Source organism: Sphingomonas profundi, from assembly GCF_009739515.1.
Classification (GTDB): domain Bacteria; phylum Pseudomonadota; class Alphaproteobacteria; order Sphingomonadales; family Sphingomonadaceae; genus Alterirhizorhabdus; species Alterirhizorhabdus profundi.
In genome coordinates this window covers 2,036,667-2,052,538 of record NZ_CP046535.1, presented here as the reverse complement: position 1 = coordinate 2,052,538, position 15,872 = coordinate 2,036,667, and the positions used below count along the sequence as shown (strand labels likewise).

At 67.0% G+C, this 15,872-nt stretch carries 13 protein-coding genes and 2 pseudogenes; 8 read left to right on the top strand and 7 right to left on the bottom strand.

The window, feature by feature from the left end:
• Window positions 1–39 precede the first annotated feature (39 nt).
• Together GNT64_RS09650 and GNT64_RS09645 are read left to right on the top strand one after the other, a co-directional pair.
• Complete coding sequence (locus GNT64_RS09650) at window positions 40–2,958, top strand: LamG-like jellyroll fold domain-containing protein (protein WP_156679340.1); 2,919 nt, start codon at window positions 40–42, stop codon at window positions 2,956–2,958.
• Window positions 2,955–3,947, top strand: coding sequence for a cellulase family glycosylhydrolase (locus GNT64_RS09645; RefSeq protein WP_156679339.1), 993 nt, complete (start codon window positions 2,955–2,957; stop codon window positions 3,945–3,947). The genes GNT64_RS09650 and GNT64_RS09645 overlap by 4 nt, the downstream gene beginning before the upstream one ends.
• On the opposite strand, the gene GNT64_RS09640 is transcribed toward GNT64_RS09645, so the two are convergent.
• Entirely contained in the window at window positions 3,940–5,379 is a 1,440-nt protein-coding gene (locus GNT64_RS09640) for a lipopolysaccharide biosynthesis protein (RefSeq protein ID WP_197277349.1), read from the bottom strand. The genes GNT64_RS09645 and GNT64_RS09640 overlap by 8 nt on opposite strands.
• A gap of 56 nt (window positions 5,380–5,435) precedes the next feature.
• Entirely contained in the window at window positions 5,436–5,714 is a 279-nt protein-coding gene (locus tag GNT64_RS09635) for a hypothetical protein (protein ID WP_156679337.1), read from the bottom strand.
• Between the two features lie 87 nt (window positions 5,715–5,801).
• Here GNT64_RS09635 and GNT64_RS09630 point away from each other — a divergent pair, with 87 nt between their 5' ends.
• From GNT64_RS09630 to GNT64_RS09615, 4 genes are all read left to right on the top strand, one after another.
• Window positions 5,802–6,020, top strand: coding sequence for a hypothetical protein (locus GNT64_RS09630; RefSeq protein WP_156679336.1), 219 nt, complete (start codon window positions 5,802–5,804; stop codon window positions 6,018–6,020).
• Window positions 6,021–6,025: 5 nt separating this feature from the next.
• The gene (locus tag GNT64_RS09625) at window positions 6,026–6,208 is read left to right on the top strand and encodes a hypothetical protein (protein WP_156679335.1); all 183 of its coding nucleotides are present in this window, start codon (window positions 6,026–6,028) and stop codon (window positions 6,206–6,208) included.
• A gap of 375 nt (window positions 6,209–6,583) precedes the next feature.
• Window positions 6,584–7,045, top strand: coding sequence for a M15 family metallopeptidase (locus tag GNT64_RS09620; protein ID WP_156679334.1), 462 nt, complete (start codon window positions 6,584–6,586; stop codon window positions 7,043–7,045).
• Between the two features lie 23 nt (window positions 7,046–7,068).
• Complete coding sequence (locus tag GNT64_RS09615) at window positions 7,069–7,542, top strand: hypothetical protein (protein WP_156679333.1); 474 nt, start codon at window positions 7,069–7,071, stop codon at window positions 7,540–7,542.
• A 219-nt stretch (window positions 7,543–7,761) separates the two neighbouring features.
• Here GNT64_RS09615 and GNT64_RS09610 read toward each other — a convergent pair whose 3' ends face one another.
• On the bottom strand, window positions 7,762–8,415 hold the full coding sequence (locus GNT64_RS09610) for an AbiV family abortive infection protein (protein ID WP_231639420.1): 654 nt from the start codon (window positions 8,413–8,415) through the stop codon (window positions 7,762–7,764).
• A 504-nt stretch (window positions 8,416–8,919) separates the two neighbouring features.
• On the opposite strand from GNT64_RS09610, the gene GNT64_RS09605 reads away from it, so the two are divergent.
• Both GNT64_RS09605 and GNT64_RS09600 read left to right on the top strand, forming a co-directional pair.
• Window positions 8,920–9,711 (top strand): DNA adenine methylase, encoded by a 792-nt coding sequence (locus tag GNT64_RS09605; RefSeq protein ID WP_156679331.1) that lies wholly within the window; start codon window positions 8,920–8,922, stop codon window positions 9,709–9,711.
• Between the two features lie 189 nt (window positions 9,712–9,900).
• Entirely contained in the window at window positions 9,901–11,133 is a 1,233-nt protein-coding gene (locus GNT64_RS09600; RefSeq protein WP_156679330.1) for a tyrosine-type recombinase/integrase, read from the top strand.
• Between the two features lie 228 nt (window positions 11,134–11,361).
• Here GNT64_RS09600 and GNT64_RS09595 read toward each other — a convergent pair whose 3' ends face one another.
• From GNT64_RS09595 to istA, 4 genes and pseudogenes are all read right to left on the bottom strand, one after another.
• Complete coding sequence (locus GNT64_RS09595; protein WP_231639418.1) at window positions 11,362–12,069, bottom strand: hypothetical protein; 708 nt, start codon at window positions 12,067–12,069, stop codon at window positions 11,362–11,364.
• Between the two features lie 321 nt (window positions 12,070–12,390).
• A complete protein-coding gene (locus tag GNT64_RS09590; protein WP_156679329.1) occupies window positions 12,391–13,143 on the bottom strand; it encodes a plasmid pRiA4b ORF-3 family protein in 753 nt (250 codons plus the stop codon).
• 310 nt (window positions 13,144–13,453) lie between these two features.
• Window positions 13,454–14,187 (bottom strand): annotated as a pseudogene (gene istB, locus GNT64_RS09585) (IS21-like element helper ATPase IstB).
• Window positions 14,120–15,682, bottom strand: a pseudogene (istA, locus tag GNT64_RS09580) (IS21 family transposase). The pseudogenes istB and istA overlap by 68 nt, the downstream one beginning before the upstream one ends.
• Window positions 15,683–15,872 lie beyond the last annotated feature (190 nt).

The following is a 15,872-nucleotide window of genomic DNA, read 5'->3' as shown; positions in this document are numbered from 1 at the left end:
CCATCCGGGCGCCAGCGCCTTCAATACTGGAGAACCATCATGGCCAAGACGGTTATCGTCTTCGACCCCATCAACCCGCGGCTGCCATCGATCCGCATCCGGCTCGCCGACGCGGCGGCCGACGCGCTGGTCGCGACCGGCGCCGCCGTGTTCCCGGTGATCGACACCTCTCTCGGCACCGGCGTTGTCGTGCCGCCGCCCACGCTGATCGCTACACCGCAGCAGCCGGAGGAAGCGGTCATCTCGCCCGCGATTACCAGCCTGCGCTCGTCCTACGTCTTCACGAAGCAGGGTGCGATCGTCGGCAAGAACGCGGCCATGCTGGCGCGCGGCGGTGACGGGCTTGGGCCGTACTGGCCAAAGATCGTCTACGCGCCGAGCACCGCCTTTCCCGACCGGCACGTTGTCTTCTACACGACGGACCACGATGCTGCGGTCTCCGGTTATCCGGGCTCCGGCACTGGCGGCGTCTACGTAATGACCTGCGTCGCCGATCCGGGTGTCGCGGCCAACTGGAAGACTTATGCCGACGCGGTGGCGGCGGGCTGGTGGAACGACGTTCCGTCGCGGCCGGCGGCCGAGCCGCTCTACATCGGCCCCTTCCCGGCGAACACACCGGTGCAGGCCGAGACGATGTGGGTCAATTACGTGCCCGAGGCAGGCCTCTGGGTCGGCACCTTCCAGGTCACGGCGGCGCGGTCGGTGCGGCTCGACGGCACCACCTACAGCAACCAGGGCACGATCATGGCGACGTCGCCGGATCTGCTCAACTGGACGTCGGCGAACAACATCAACATCACCGCCGTTCCCGACGACGCGATCGGCGACGGGCACAGCGGCTACTTCAACTGGGGGCCGAACCCGTTCACCGGCCTCGTCAACCCGGCCACCGGCGGGGCATGGAAGTATGTCGGCTACGCTTCCGAGGGCGGCGGCGGCAACAGCCCGGAGACGCAGTGGGGATCGGACAATCCGGGAGCGACGCCCGTCGTCAACGGGACCAATCCTTGGACCCTGCTGTCCCAGATCAGCCCCTGGGGCGGACGTGCCGCGCCGAACTATCCGAACGCCAGCACCAACGACAGCCGGCTCGTGACCCGCTGGCTCGACCTGTCGAGCTTCCGCGCGACCCGCCAGGGCTTCGCAGGCCTGATGACCGGCGGCCCCGGCACCGCCGGCCAGGGCAGCGCCAACCGCTCGGTCTACGAAGTGCTGCTGGACAGCACCGGCCGCGAGATGCTCGGGCGCCCGAACCCGGTGCTGGTGCGCAGCGGCACGGCAGGCGATCCGGACGGCAGCAGCGCGCACGCCGCCAGCATCGTCAACTTCGCCGATCGGCGCGTGATCGTCTACGAGGGGCAGGGCTCCGCGGCGAACCCGAACAGCAACGGCGCGGGTCAGAACATGCTGCTGATCGCCAGCTCGCCGAAGCGCAATCCCGCGAACACCTGGTTCGATCCGCTCGACCCGGCGATCCCCACCGGCGCGAGCGAGATCGCGCGCAGCCTCAAGGGCGCGTCGGCCGTGCCGGCAGGGTTCACCGCCGTCACGGGCGGCAGCCCGGCGGCGCCGACGTTCGATGCGAACGGCATGACGATCGTGGTGTCGAGCGGGCAGGAATATTACCTGTTCGAGAATGACGGCTTCCTGCCGAGCCAGACCCCCTATGTCGACCTGTTCCTGGAAGGCTGGAAGGGACTGACCTCCGGCGAGCGCTATCCGTATATCGGTTTCGCCCGGGAGAAGGCGATCCGTTCCGGCCTGCTGAACGCGCTGTTCGTCGGCAACGGCGAGGCGGCGAGCAGCAGCGTGCTGCTGTCGGGCATCGTCGCCGGCACCGCGACGAACGGCGGCGCGTGGAACGCGGCCGGCGGCAGCTACGAGGCGATCGGATATGGGGCAAGCGGGGCGACGCAGGAGGTGAAGGATCTTGGCCTGCGCTGGTTCCCACAGGCCGGACGGCTGTTCGGCCTCGGCCTGGGCCGGACCGAGGTGCGGATGGAGAACGGGCTGCTCACCGGGCTGGACCTGACCCAGCGTTTCTACGCCTTCGTCGGCTTCCGGGGCGTCGGCGCCGCCGCGCAGGAGCGCATCCAGCGCATCGTCGTCCGCACCAAGGACAACAGCAACGCGCTGGTGGCGCTCACGCCGTCGACGGACTTCATCCAGGGCGTGGCCGTCTCCGGCACGTTGACCGGAGCGAAGAACGGCTCGACCATCACGTCGAACATCCCCGGCATCGCGGTCAACAGCGCGAACCGCACCTACAGCGGCACGCCGACCGCATCGGGGACGATCGCCGACGCGTTCGTCGAGACGCTGGCGGGCTATGCGGGCTCGCCCTACGCCACGCCGGTGACGATCGAGGCCGCCACCACCGCCTTCCTCTACGACAAGTTCAAGGCGGCGGACGGCGAGGACATCACCGTGTCGGGCTACACCCCGATCATCGGCTCCGCCTGGTCCAAGCACAACGGATCGACCAGCGTCCCGTCGATCAAGAGCGGCCGGCTTTGCGGGACCACGGTGGGATCGTCGCCTCGCATCATCAACGGCGTCGTGCCGCCCAAGGCCGACTACAAGGTGGAGGCCGACTTCACCTTCGTCGGGAACCTGTCCACGAACTACGTCGGCATCATGCTGCGCCTGTCGAGCAGCGCGCTGCAGGGATACGGCCTCTACTGGAACGCGAGCAACGCGCAGTGGCGGCTCATGCGCTGGACCGGCACCGGCACCAACCTCGCCACGCTCGCCGCGACGCCTACCAGCGGCCAGACCTATCATGTCGAGATCAGAGCGGTAGGCTCGACGATCAGCGCCTATGTCGACGGCACCCTGATCGGCACCGTGACCGACACCAATTATGCGGCGATCGGCGGCATCGGCATCCACTATCCCAACAACGCCACGGATGCGGCTGGCATCCAGATCGATAACGTGAAGGCGACCGCTCTATGATCCGCATCCTCCTGGCAGCCTTCGCGCTGGCCCTTCTTCCCTCGCCGACGGCGGCCGCGCCGCTCGCCGGCGTCAACCTCTCGGGCTGCGAGTTCAAGGGCGTCTTGAACGGCGCGCTCTGCCCCACGCCCGACGACGTGCGCTTCTCGATCGGGCAGGGCTTCCGCCTGATCCGGCTGCCGTTCAAGTCCGCCCAGCTCGACGACGCGAAGGCGTGGGCGAAGATCCGCGCCGTCGTGGCGGCAGCGAACGCGGCCGGCGTGCCCGTCATCCTCGACCGGCACGAGTTCCGCTGGCCGCCGGTGGAGGAGCAGGTTGCCTTCTGGAAGCGCGTGCTGGCCGCGCTGCCGGCCGGCGCCGACGTGAAGCTCGACCTGATGAACGAGCCGAAGGGCTTCGCCGAACCGCGTGCGCCGTATGCCCAGTGGGCGCGCGACACGAAGGCGATCGTCGCCGGCATCCGCGCCTTCGCGCCGCGCACCGAGATCCTGGTCGAGTGGCCGAACTACTCCGCCACCTTCCGCTTCCACGATCCCCGCGTCGCCGCGATCGAGGCCGATCCGAGGCGCACCTGCCCAACCGCCGGCTGCGCGCTCGATCGCGTCGGCGGCTTCGGCCCGAACGTGGCGCTCTCCGGCCATCGCTACTTCGATACCGGCACGGCGGGCATCAAGGCGGAATGCACGAGCAAGACCCCCAACCCGGCGACCTCCATCGCCAGCTTCGCCGAGGGCGCGCGGAAGCGGGGGATGAAGGCCTATGTCACCGAGGTGGCGTGGGGCAGCTGGCGCGGCGTGCCGGCATCGTGCGCCGGCCGCGGTGCCGCCTTCCTCGCCGACGTCACGGCCAACCCCGACGCGATCGCGGGCTTCACCGTCTGGGGTGGCGGCCGCGCCTGGCCGGAGCGCTACATCTTTCGCGTTGACACGCCCAAGGCCGAGCGCGCCGCAGCGCCGGTGTCGACCTACGTGGCGGCGATCGTCAGGTAGCCGACGCCGCGTTCCTCTTGAACGCCGGCCAAGCATCGCTGTTTAATCGAGAGATCAGGACCAACACGCCAGCATACACGCAGCAGCCGAGTACAGCCGAAGTAAGTGCCTCGACGACGTCGCTTGCAGCCAAGAGATTGGACACACCTATCCACACAGCCAAGAGGGGTAGCTGCGCGAGGAGCGAGCCCGCAGTTGCCTTCAGCATTGGAACCAAGGTCGATCCGACCAGCCGATCCAGAATGACCTGCCGGATGATGACGCTCACCAGAACCTTGAACGCTACGGCTGCGGCCGCGCCAGCGATGCCCGCTTCATGTACACCGATCAATAGCGCAGGTACGAGCAGGAAGGTTGAGGTTCCAATCGCGATGCCGAGCTCAACGCCCGGTTTGCCCAAAGCCTTGAATACGGTCGATGTTGTTCCGCCAAGCGAGCTAAGCATAACAGAGAATGCGAGCCATTTAAGCGTCGGACCGGAGCCTAGCCAAGCCGGACCTAGCACCTTGGGCAGCAGCACCGGCCCTGCCAAGATCAGGCATATCATGACCGGCAGCATGACTAGTGCGTTCAGCGACATGGTCTTTACGATGTAAGAGCGGACCATTTTCAAATCTGACTGCACGGAGGCATATTGCGTAAACATGACGCGGTTTAGGATGGATGCAAGGTTGAGCCTTACGATATCGGTGATGTAAAAGGCGAGGCTGTAGAGACCGACTTCGGTCTGGCTCAACATTCGACCGAGCACAATCACATCAAAGTTCTTCGAGACCGCGGCAAACGCATCATTCGCGAACACCAGACCACTATAGCCGATCATCTCGCGGAAGGCGCCGCGGGAGAAGCGGAAGCGGGGGCGCCAGTTGCCGACATAGTGCATGGCGATGGCTAGGAATATTTGGCTCGCTACCACCTGCACCACCAGCGCCCAAACATTGCGAAGCACGAACAGCACCACCCCCGCTACCGCGATGCTGGCGAGCGTGGAGACGATGCGGGCGATCGTGACCGCGCGATAGTCCCGCCGGCGGAACAGCAGCGCGCGCGCGATGCTGACCGTGGGCGTGAACAGGAAGGAGATGCCGATCACCGCGGTGACGATACCCACCCGCTCGCTGCCATATACCCAGGCGGAGATCGGCGCGATCACCGCCAGATTGATAACGAAAAGGCCGAGCGAGACGAAGGTGGAGGCGGCGAAGGCGGTATCGACCACCTCGTCGGTGAACTTGTCCTCCGCGCGCTGGATCACGGTGGCGGCCATGCCGAACTCGTTGATGACCTGCACTACCGCAAACGTGGTGAGCGCCATTGCGAAGATACCGAACTCGGCCGGCACCAGGAAGCGCGCCATTACCAGCCGGAACAGGAAGGCGAGCCCCGCGGAGACGATGGTGTCGATAGCGGTCCACGCCGCATCGCGCTTCAACGATAAGCCCTTATGCTGAACTGGGCGACTATCCCCGTCGATCCTAGACTGACGCATCAGAGTTCTAAGCCCCTGCGGCATTTCTCACAAAAGAGGCCGACCTTGGGGATAAGTTCGGCACCGCTGGCATCGCAATCCTCACAACGGCCGGTCGCCCCAGAAGCGATATCCCCCAAACGGCAAAAGCACCGCCAGACATCTACGACTTGTTCTAGGATCAGCGTGCCCATGCTGCGGCGAGGGGCCGAAGCGAGCGGCAAATCGCGCGCGCTCTCGTCAGACTGCGCGGCGTACTTTTCCCTCATACTCAACCCCTTGAAATGCGAGACGATCATCCTGCGACGCCAAGTGCGAGGGCGCAGGATGGACTCGCCAACCCAACGCAATCCCTAGCACGACATTGTAAACGGAAGGCAGTGCAGATGACCGAAGCGAGCATCATCCAGCTCGGCCAGCTGTTCGGCGCGCCGGGCCTGTTCATCGGCTTCCTGATCTGGGACCGGATGCGGCTCAGCGCAGAGCGGAAGGCCGAGGAAGACCGTCGCGAGGCTCAGGCCGATAGACGCATCGACGCCGACAAGACTCTGGCCGCGAGCCTTGCGGCGTTGACCACCACCGTCCAGACCCTGCCCAGGAGCTAAGACTGATGTGCGCCCTCAGCCAGGCAGTCGACGAACTGACCGCCGCCGCGCACGCACTTACGCGCGCGTGTCACTGCCGGGTCGAAGCGATATCGGTCGTTCTCCATGAGGCCTTTAACGTCAGCCTTGGCGAACCCGTGCCGGGCGAATTGGCGGCGCTGCTCGAGAAGGTCGACGTGGCGCACTAAGCGGATGTGTCATGCGTCTGACGTGCCGATCAACTCTTTCGACGCCGGCATGCTCGGCCTGGTGGAGCTAATCGATGGCATCGCCGCGGTTGGATTGCGCAAGCATCACGGCGCGCGGGAGTGACGTCGGCCAGCGCCGATGCACCTAAAGCTGTGCGACATCTGAGAGCTCAGCTGAACCAATAGAGGCCGGCGGCGGCGGCAACGATCGCGAGCAGGAAGGCGAACTCCAGTTCGGCCGCTCGGGTCGGATCCAGTTTCGCCATCGATCAACTCCTTACAACGCGCGGCGAGTCTCCGCCGACGGGTCTCAACAGATCGAGCACCCGGTCGATCCAGCCACCGCGCAAAAGACACGTCCCGAAAGGAAACACCATGTCGACGGTATTCCCGCGCGAGAAGGACGCGCTTGCCTTCTACGGCTCGCCCGGCTCCGGGCACGTGCGGATCAGGCCGCCGTATCAGCTCTGGTTCGGCGACCAGAAGGTCTCCTCGATCCTGATCCACGGCAAGTGCGCCGACAGCGCGCTGCGCGCCATGGAGCGGATCGCCGCCGCGTACAGCCCGGCCGACATTCACCGGCTCGGCTTCGACGCGTTCGCCGGCTGCTTCAACGATCGCGACAAGCGCGGCGGCACGACGAAGTCGATGCACGCCTATGCCTGCGCAATCGACTGGAACGCCGGCCGCAACCCGCTGCGCGCCGATCATCGCACGGCCTCGTTCGCCCGGCCGGAGTGCAGGGCCTTCCTCGACGCGTGGGAGGCGGAGGGCTGGATCAGCCTCGGCCGGGCACGGGACTATGACTGGATGCACGTCCAGGCGGCGCGGCTGTGAGCGTGGTATCTGACGGCGGCGAGTTGGTCGACCTCGCCGCCGGTCTTGTGCCGGGCGGCGGCTGGGTGCGCACCGCGCTCCGGATCGCGGGCAAGGCGTGGCCCTATGTCGCGATCGCGGTGCTCGGCGTGGCGTTGCTGCTGACCCGCGGCACGCTCGATCGCGTGAAGGCGGAGGGTCGAGCGGCGATCGCTGATGCGCGGCGCGTCTCGGCCGAGCGCGCCGCCGCCGACGCGCGCCGCGGCGAGGCGGCCGCCAGCATCTATGCCGCGCGCACCGCCGCGCTGCAGCCCATCATTCTCCGCTCGAAGGACACGGTGACCACCTATGCGCAGACACCTGCTGGCCGCACTCCCTGCCTTGCTGCTGAGCGCGTGCATGGGCTCGACGAGCTCGACCGGGATCTCTTCACCCCGCCCGATCCCGCCGGCGCTGCGCGAGCCCTGCACGCCGACGCCGGCGCACCGCCAACCGGACGGATCGGCGGCGAGCGCTGATACCGAGGCGACGATCCGTGATGGCCGCATCGATCTGAAGGCATGCGACGACAAGCGGCGCTTGGCGGTGGACAGCTGGCCCACCTGATGCGGGTATCGACTGGGGTATCGCGGACCGATGCGCCTTCAGAAAACCGCAGATTTCCTGCCCTGTAGCCTGGCAGCGATGGAGGGGTCCTCCGGCGCGAATGACCAGCATCGGTGGAAACCTGTCGTTTTCTACTCGCGTTCGTCGACTGGGCCCCCGTTCACGAAAGCCTGCATTGCTTCCGGCGTGGTCGTGCTGAGGCCTTCCTCGTACACCTGCTTTTGAAACCGCAGTAAGGCGTCCACCATGGTTGGCTTAGCATAGTGCGGCCCGACAATTTTCGTCCAAAGCTCCAGCTCTCGCACCGTTGTCTCACATTCTCGATTGAGCATGCGTGCGGTCGAGAGAATGGCACCCGCGAAATTGGGGTCCACAGCGTCAGTTGGCTCGCTCCACCGCGGTGAAGCATTGAAGCAATCCGTATAAAAGGCGAGTTGCTTCACGGCGTCGAGAATCTCGGTGTGTTCCCCATCTGGATCAGCCGCCGCCCGCATCTGCACCATTGTTCTTGCTCCTTCAGCGGCAAGCTTCGGGATGATCCACTGCACGTTCTTCGCTCTATGATTACGGTAATCCTTCCAGGCCTGCTTCAGGCCCGCCTTGTCGCTTTGAAGCACGATGCTCTTGATGATCTGAACTTTGCCAAGCTCCTCGATCGCTAAGATCGCGAGAGCGCTGGCGGAGGCGTGACGGTCGCCTTGAAGCAGTAGCTCCGCGTCCGCGATCAGCCGTGAGGCATTGGTCCGCGCGTGAGCAATACCTTCCGCTGCTTGGGTCGGCGTCAAGTGTCCTCGGTACTGAACTAGCTTGGATGACATCCGCGGATTGTAAACTGCGCAAACGAACGTCCGCTAGTGGGCATCTACCGGCGGGGTATTGTGGTGGCTCTAGCGGCAGGATGCCGTGGGCGAGGCAGGGAGTCCCCACCGCACCTCGCGCGAGTGGCCGGTAGACCACTCCCTTGTCGCTGTGCCATAGCAGCGGCGCCTCCTCGGACGTAGCCGTACGAAGTGGCCCGCGCGCGCGGTTTGACCACTGGCTCCGGTTCGCCGGGTGGCCCGTGGAATAGAAGACCCTTCGGGGAAATACTCGGGGCGCAGCCTCCAGTGGTCCTGCGCGGCTAACCACCCGGTTCGGGTCGGCTGGTCGCGCAGTGATCCTTCACCATCATCGCGGCAATCGCCGCCTCACCGATCCCGCGGCGAGTACCGCGGGCCCGCCGATCGTGTCGATCGGTGGCCACTCAGCGCGCGTAGCCGACGTGCTCATCACCAGAGAGCTGAGCGTAAATGCAACCGACCCTCGCTGTTTCCCCGCCCGCCCCGTACCTGGGCGGGAAGCGCAATCTCGCACGCCGTCTCGTCGAGCGGATCTCGAAAATCCCGCACACCACCTACGTCGAGCCGTTCGTCGGAATGGGCGGCGTGTTCCTGCGCCGGACCGCCCGCCCACGGGCCGAGGTGATCAACGACCTGTCCGGCGATGTCGCGACGCTGTTCCGCATACTTCAGGAGCACTATCCCTATTTCATTGACATGCTGCGCTGGCGGCTCACCAGCCGCGCCGAGTTCGATCGCTTGCGCGCGCTGCCGGCCGATCGGCTGACCGATCTTCAGCGCGCAGCGCGCTTCCTCTATCTCCAGCGCCTCGCGTTCGGCGGGAAGGTCAGGGGACAAAACTTCGGCGTCGACCGGCGAACTGCCGGCCGCTTCGACGTCTCCAAGCTCGAACCGATGCTGGCGGATCTGCATGAGCGCCTCGCCGGCGTCGTTATCGAGCAGCTGCCCTATGCCGATCTGATCCGCCGCTACGATGGTCCGGAGACGTTGTTTTACCTCGATCCCCCATATTGGGGTTGCGAGACCGACTATGGCGATGGGTTCGACCAAGCTGACTTCGAGCGTCTGGCAGAGCAGCTCGGCTCGATCGCTGGCCGCTTCATCCTCTCGATCAACGACACACCGGGCGCGCGGACGGTCTTCAACCGCTTCCGGATCGAAGAAGTCGAGACGACCTGGACGATCGCCACCGCCGCGGCCGGCGGCGGCAAGCGCGTGACGGAGCTGATCGTCAGCGGGTGATCGCGGTCGGGGCAGGCGCCGGCGGATAGCCGAAGTCACGCGGCTCGGTCGTCACAACGTCGCGCCCGCACCAGCCACATAGGTCGCCTTCATGCCAAGTGGCGGAGCGCGGGATCCTGGGTCCGATTTTCGATCCGCAATCGCCGCAGATCCAGCTTGGATATTCTCTGCTCGTCACCTGAGGACAATATGCTCACGAACGCTGCGGTGAAAGCCGCGCGGCCGCGCGCGGCCGCTTACAAGCTCTCCGACGCCGGCGGGCTGCACCTCTACGTCGCGCCCAACGGTCGCCGCTCGTTCCGCATGCGCTTCCGCTGGGAAGGACGCGAGCAGCTGCTGACGTTCGGCACCTGGCCGGAGATCTCGCTGGATGCGGCGCGGACGCGGTGCGAGGCTGCGCGCGAGCAGCTCGCCCGCGGCGAGGATCCGCGGGCCGCAGCCCGGAATTGCGAAATAGCGCAATCCGCTAATTTCGAGACGATCGCCCGACGCTGGCACGCCCACATGCTGCCACGCTGGAGCGAGGTTCACGCCCGCGATGTCCTCGCCAGTCTCGAGCGCGTCGTCTTTCCCGCGATCGGCGCGATGCCGATCGGCGCAATCACCCCGCCCGTGGTGCTGAACGCGCTGCGCCTGGTCGAGCGGCGCGGCCGGCTGGAAACGGCGCGGCGCGTGCGGCAGCGGATCTCGGCCGTCTTCCAGCACGCGATCGCCGAAGGGATCGTCGACAGCGACCCGGCCGGGCTGATCGGCCGTGCGCTGATGCCGCCGGCACCGGCCCGCCGCCAGCCGGCCTTGGTCGATATCGGCGAGGCGCGGGCGCTGCTCGCGGCCGTCGAGCATCTACGGGCTGCGCCGGCGGTGGCGCTCGCCTCGCGCTTCCTGGCGCTGACCGCCGTCCGGATGGCTGCGGTGCGTGGTGCGCGGTGGAACGAGATCGAGGATCTAGATGGCGACGCGCCGACCTGGCGCGTGCCGGCGGCGCGGATGAAACTCGCCGCGGCGAAGAAGAAGGACGCGGGCAACGATCACCTGGTGCCGCTCAGCGCGCAGGCGGTACAGCTGCTGCGCGGGGCAGCGAAGAATGGGTATGATACCCCTTCTGCGGATGCGCTGATCTTCGCCCGCGGCGCTGGTGTGCCGATCGGTGAGGCGGCGATCGGCGCGCTCTACGCGCGCGCCGGGTTCGCCGGGCGTCATGTGCCGCACGGCTGGCGTGCCACCTTCTCGACGATCCTGAACGAGAGCTTCCCGGAGGAGCGCGGCGCGATCGATCGCGCGCTGGGCCACGTCGGCGGTGGCCGGGACGAGAAGGAGGAGGGGATCAATCGGAAGGTGGAGGGCGCCTACAACCGCGCCCTGCACATGCCTCGACGCCGGCGCCTGTTCCAGGCGTGGGCTGACGAGCTGGACGGGATCTGACCGACCGCCGCGGGCGCTTCGGCGAGGGCAGGGTGGCACGGTTCGTGCTCCTCCCCCTCGCAAAGCCCCGGGGCGGCGCAAGCCGCCACGCGCCGACAGCGGCGTCTGCGCGGTCGGGCTCGTATGGTGGGCCGTTTCGGCCTTGGGGGAGAAACAATCTGGCGCATGGCCTCGCCTAAGCGAGGCCATTCCTTCTGATCTATCTCCTCGCCAGGGATAGCGACGCGATCATGAACTCGCGCGCTCCACAGCTGCGCCCAGGCGAGCGAGAGCGGCCGCCAGGGCTGGGTCGCGCGGTCCGGCCTCGATCGGCGACGGGGGCGGGGCTTGTGGCGTGGCGCGAGCCTGCACAGCGGCCTCGCGCCGCCTCAGCAGGTCGAGGAAGCGCCGCCGCACGTTGAGCGCCATGCGGCCGATGTCGAAGAAGTAGGCGTTGGACGTCTGCGCGCGCTGTGGGCCGGCCTCGCGGTCGTTTCCTGTCGTGCGCGAGCGGCGCACCCAATCGAGGAAGCCGTGCGCCTTCAGGCGCGCAAGCGCGCGGACGATCGTCGCGCGAGCGAACCGCGTGACTTTCTGCAGGTGCGCGATCGCGGGGTCGAGGCGACCTGTGCGAAAATCCGGCAGGCGCAGCAGCTCCTCCAGGACGCGGATCCCATAGGGCGTCAGCGGCCCGCGCGTGCCGGGCTTGCGATGGACCACGTCGAATTCCTTCGCCGTCCGGATCAGCGCATCGATCCAGCGCATCGCTCCTGCCTTCGAGCCGTCGCCGATCGGCCGGAAGACCTGCGCACGCGGGTCGTCGACATCGAAGCTGTGTCGTCGAACCTTGCGGTCGCGTCCTCGCGGCTTGCCGGTGAGACGCGCGCTCGTGGCCTTGATCAGATTGCGGGTTTGGCGCGCGGGGATCGCAGCGCCGATCGACAGAGTAGACGACATCGTGTCGGCCTCCGGGTCGGAAGTCGATTGGGCGCACGAAAGCGCCGGCCGAACTACGATGTCCGACCGCGCGCTTGCGTGTTGGCGATGCACCTGTTGGTGCGATGTCGGTGGTTTTCGCCGCTCCGGTGAGGTTCCGGTGTCAGCTCTGACGAGGCACGGTTTTCTGCGGGATTGGCCGGATCAGGTCACCTGTCTCGGTGCCTGAAAGTGGCTGTAATCCGGACTACCGGCTTCGTTCGTAATGCGGGGGTCACAGGTTCGAGTCCTGTAAGCGGCACCAGCGCCCTAGAGGCGTTCTCAGTAGGTTAGCGGCGGGGATCAAGGCGAACGGGCGTTCGTGTGGGAACGCGCGTGGGTCCTACGTGGGGTGCTTTGGGCTGGGAGGGGCGATCTTTCGTGCTGAAGGCAGGTGTGACTTGAAGCCTTCGGTGAGGGTCGTACGGTAAGCGTGGCCAGTGGGCCGTCTTGCTGTTCTGACCGGCTCTTCTGGTAAGCGACCTTGCCGGCATGACGGCGGATGGCGATGGCGGCGACGGCGCGCCTGGTGAAGCGTTCGTCGATGTCGTCGGGGTTATAAGGGCCGCCATGCCAGTCGCGCAGTCGGTCGTGTTCCTCATGGGTGGGGTCGCCCATGGCCTCCAGGAACATCTCGTATCTGGGCAAGCCACCGACGTCCTCGGGCGGGCAGCGCCGGTCGCCGGCGACGAAGCGTGGGTATTTGACGTCCGGCGCGCCGGGACCAACCGTTTCGATGGTGATGGTGTGCCGCCAGTCGTCGCCCATGTCGCAGGTGTAGGCGAGTTCTCGCACGCCCCGGCCGACGAGGGCGGCGAGCTTCACGTTCTTTGCGGCGGCCATGCCGCTGTCGGGCCACATCGGGTCCGGCACGCCGGAGCGTTGGTCGCCGGCCTCGAAGTACCAGAAATGACAGTTCTCCCAACCCATTGCGGCCTGAACGACGTCGTGGAGCATCTTGAGGCTGGCGGTGACCGGCACGTCGACCCGGCGCCAGATAGCGGGGTCAATGTCGTCGAGGACGATGTGCAGGCGGGCAACGGTCTCGACGCTCATGCCGCCAGTCTGGCAGGTTCGCGAGCCCAGTTCCACGGCATGAGCTCGTCCCATCGGCTGGCGAGCCAGTCGTCGGCAACCCTGACGATGACGTCGGCGATATAGGTGTCAATCGGCTCGGGAAGTTGACCCCGTATCGGCGTGCAAGTTTGACCCCCTTTTCTGATGGCAGCCGGGTTGTCCCGGTAGTCCACAGGAGGGCCCCGCGGCCGGCGCCGCGCGCCGCCACGAGCGCAGGCGGTGACGGCCGTGGGAGGTGCCTGTGGACCCACCGGGTCAACCCGGGGGATGGGGGTCCGGGGGAAGGGTTTCAGGCGGCTTCGCGGTTCTTGAAGCGCCAGCTCTCGTTGCCGGTCTCGACGATGTCGCAGTGGTGGGTGAGCCGGTCGAGGAGCGCGGTCGTCATCTTGGCGTCGCCGAAGACCGTGGGCCACTCGCCGAAGGCAAGGTTGGTCGTCACCACCACCGAGGTCTGCTCGTAGAGCTTGCTGACGAGGTGGAAGAGCAACTGGCCGCCCGAGAGCGCGAAGGGCAGGTAGCCAAGCTCGTCGAGGATGACGAGGTCGAGCCGCGACAGGTGGTCGGCGATGCGCCCGGGCGCCTGGCACGGGCCTCGGCCTCGAGCTGGTTCACGAGGTCGACGGTGTTGTAGAAGCGGACCCTCGCTCCGCCCCGCACGCAGGCACGGCCCATGGCGATGGCGAGATGCGTCTTGCCCGTCCCGGTGCCGCCGACCAGCACGACGTTGCGCTGCGCTTCGAGGAAGGCACCCGTGCCGAGATCGCGGACCAGGCCTTCGTTGATGCCGGTGCCGGCGAAGTCGAAGTCGGCGAGCTCCTTGGCGAGCGGCAGCTTGGCGGTCGTCATCTGGTAGCGGATGGAGCGGGCCTGCTTCTCGTCTATCTCGGCCTTGAGCAGGTCGCCGACGACGCGCTGAGCGGAGTGCTGCCGCTTCACGGCATCGGCGACGACCTCGTCATAGGCATGGCGCATGCCGACGAGCTTCAGCGTTCCCATCATCTCCAGGATGGCGTGACGTTCCATAAGGCCTCCTCAGGCTGTCGTAGCGGGCGCAGTCGGCGACGGGCTCGCGGGCGAGCCGCAGAGCCTCGGGCGTGGCGATGCTGGCGGGCGCGGCGGTCTGGCGCTGGCGGGTGAGCACGTTGAGCACGACGTCACGGCTGACGGTGCCGCCGGCCAGCGCCTCGGCACAGGCCGCCTCGACGGCGTCCAGTCCGTCCGTCGTCACCGCCGCCAGGATGCCCACCATCTGGCGGTCGCCGTCGGCATGGCCCGCCAGCCTCCGCCTGACGCGTTCCAGCGCCACCGGCAGCGGCCAGTCCTGAAGGGCGCACCGTTCCTCAGCGCACCCGGCTTGCGCTCGAGGACCGGCACATAGTGCCAAGGGTCGTAGACCGTTTGGTCGCGCCGAAGCGCCGGGCATGCTCGCCGACGACTTCGCCGTCCTGCCGGATGACGATGCGCTCGGCATAGGCGTGCACCTCGACCGGGCGCCCGCCGCCTTCGCGTGCACCGAGTATTTGTTGTAGTCGAAGCGGACCAGCAGCGTCTTCGACACCGCCGCCGGCAAGGCGTGGAAGCCGTCGAAGGGACCACGGTAGGCGATGAGCGCAGGCTGGTCGGCCGCCTCGAACACCTGCCAGACTGTGTAGTCCCTGAGCTCGGGATGCGCGGCACGCTGGGCATGGGCGGTGCAGCGGTCGAGCAGCCAGGCGTTGAGCTCGTCGTAGCTCCTGAAGCGCAGCCGCGGCGTGAAGAAGCGCTCGCGCACGAGCCCGACCTGGTTCTCGACCTGGCCCTTCTCCCAGCCCGATGCCGGCGTGCACGCCACCGGCTCGACGAGGTAGTGGCCGCACATCTGCTGGAAGCGGCGGTTGTAGCGCCGCTCACGACCGACGAAGATGGCGTCCACCGCGGTCTTCATGTTGTCGTAGATGCCGCGCTGACAGGCGCCGCCGAAGAAGGCGAACGCCCGGTCGTGGGCGTCGAACACCATCTCCTGGCTCTCGCGCGGATAAGCTCGCACGAAGAACATCCGGCTGTGGCAGAGCCGCATGTGCGCAACCTTCACCGTCGTCGTCGCGCCGGCGATGACGACGACCTCGTGGCTCCAGTCGAACTGGTAGGCCTCGCCGGGCGCGAAGCTCAGCGGCACGTAGGCCGCGGCCGTGACCGCCGACCGCTCACGCTGCCATGCCGTGGCATAGCGACGCACGGCATCGTAGCCGCCGCGGTAGCCCAGCCCCTGCAGCTCCTCGTACACCCGGACCAGCGTCAGGCGCTCGCGCCGCTGCTTGCGCTCGTTGGCCTCCAGCAGCCGCTCGAGATCCGCCGACCATGGCCCGAGCTTCGGCAGCGGCTGCACCGTCCGCTCGTAGGAGAAGTCCGTCTCGCCGGACCGCAGCACCTTGCGCACCGTGTTCCGCGACACCCGCAGGTCGCGCACGATCTCCTTGATGCTCTTACCCTTGACGTAGAACTCGCGCCGGATGCGCGCCACCGTCTCCACGACCAGCATTCTCCCCGACCGCTCCTGCGCAAAGCGCCGGGCGTGAACCGCTCAGTTCAGGGGGGTCAATTTTGCACGCCGATCAGCCCCGAACGGGGTCAACATTGCACGCTGATTCACAGCTGGAGGGCGCGCGAGCCAAGATCGAGGAGTGGCGACGGGACTATAACGAGAGTCGTCACACATCGCTTGGCGGAAC

What these genes read in the sequence shown, in the direction of transcription:
- GNT64_RS09650 (WP_156679340.1), top strand. Translation starts at nt 40, where the DNA reads ATGGCCAAGACGGTTATCGTCTTCGACCCCATCAACCCGCGGCTGCCA.
- GNT64_RS09645 (WP_156679339.1), top strand. Translation starts at nt 2,955, where the DNA reads ATGATCCGCATCCTCCTGGCAGCCTTCGCGCTGGCCCTTCTTCCCTCG.
- GNT64_RS09635 (WP_156679337.1), bottom strand. Translation starts at nt 5,714, where the DNA reads ATGATCGTCTCGCATTTCAAGGGGTTGAGTATGAGGGAAAAGTACGCC.
- GNT64_RS09630 (WP_156679336.1), top strand. Translation starts at nt 5,802, where the DNA reads ATGACCGAAGCGAGCATCATCCAGCTCGGCCAGCTGTTCGGCGCGCCG.
- GNT64_RS09625 (WP_156679335.1), top strand. Translation starts at nt 6,026, where the DNA reads ATGTGCGCCCTCAGCCAGGCAGTCGACGAACTGACCGCCGCCGCGCAC.
- GNT64_RS09620 (WP_156679334.1), top strand. Translation starts at nt 6,584, where the DNA reads ATGTCGACGGTATTCCCGCGCGAGAAGGACGCGCTTGCCTTCTACGGC.
- GNT64_RS09605 (WP_156679331.1), top strand. Translation starts at nt 8,920, where the DNA reads ATGCAACCGACCCTCGCTGTTTCCCCGCCCGCCCCGTACCTGGGCGGG.
- GNT64_RS09600 (WP_156679330.1), top strand. Translation starts at nt 9,901, where the DNA reads ATGCTCACGAACGCTGCGGTGAAAGCCGCGCGGCCGCGCGCGGCCGCT.
- GNT64_RS09595 (WP_231639418.1), bottom strand. Translation starts at nt 12,069, where the DNA reads ATGTCGTCTACTCTGTCGATCGGCGCTGCGATCCCCGCGCGCCAAACC.
- GNT64_RS09590 (WP_156679329.1), bottom strand. Translation starts at nt 13,143, where the DNA reads ATGAGCGTCGAGACCGTTGCCCGCCTGCACATCGTCCTCGACGACATT.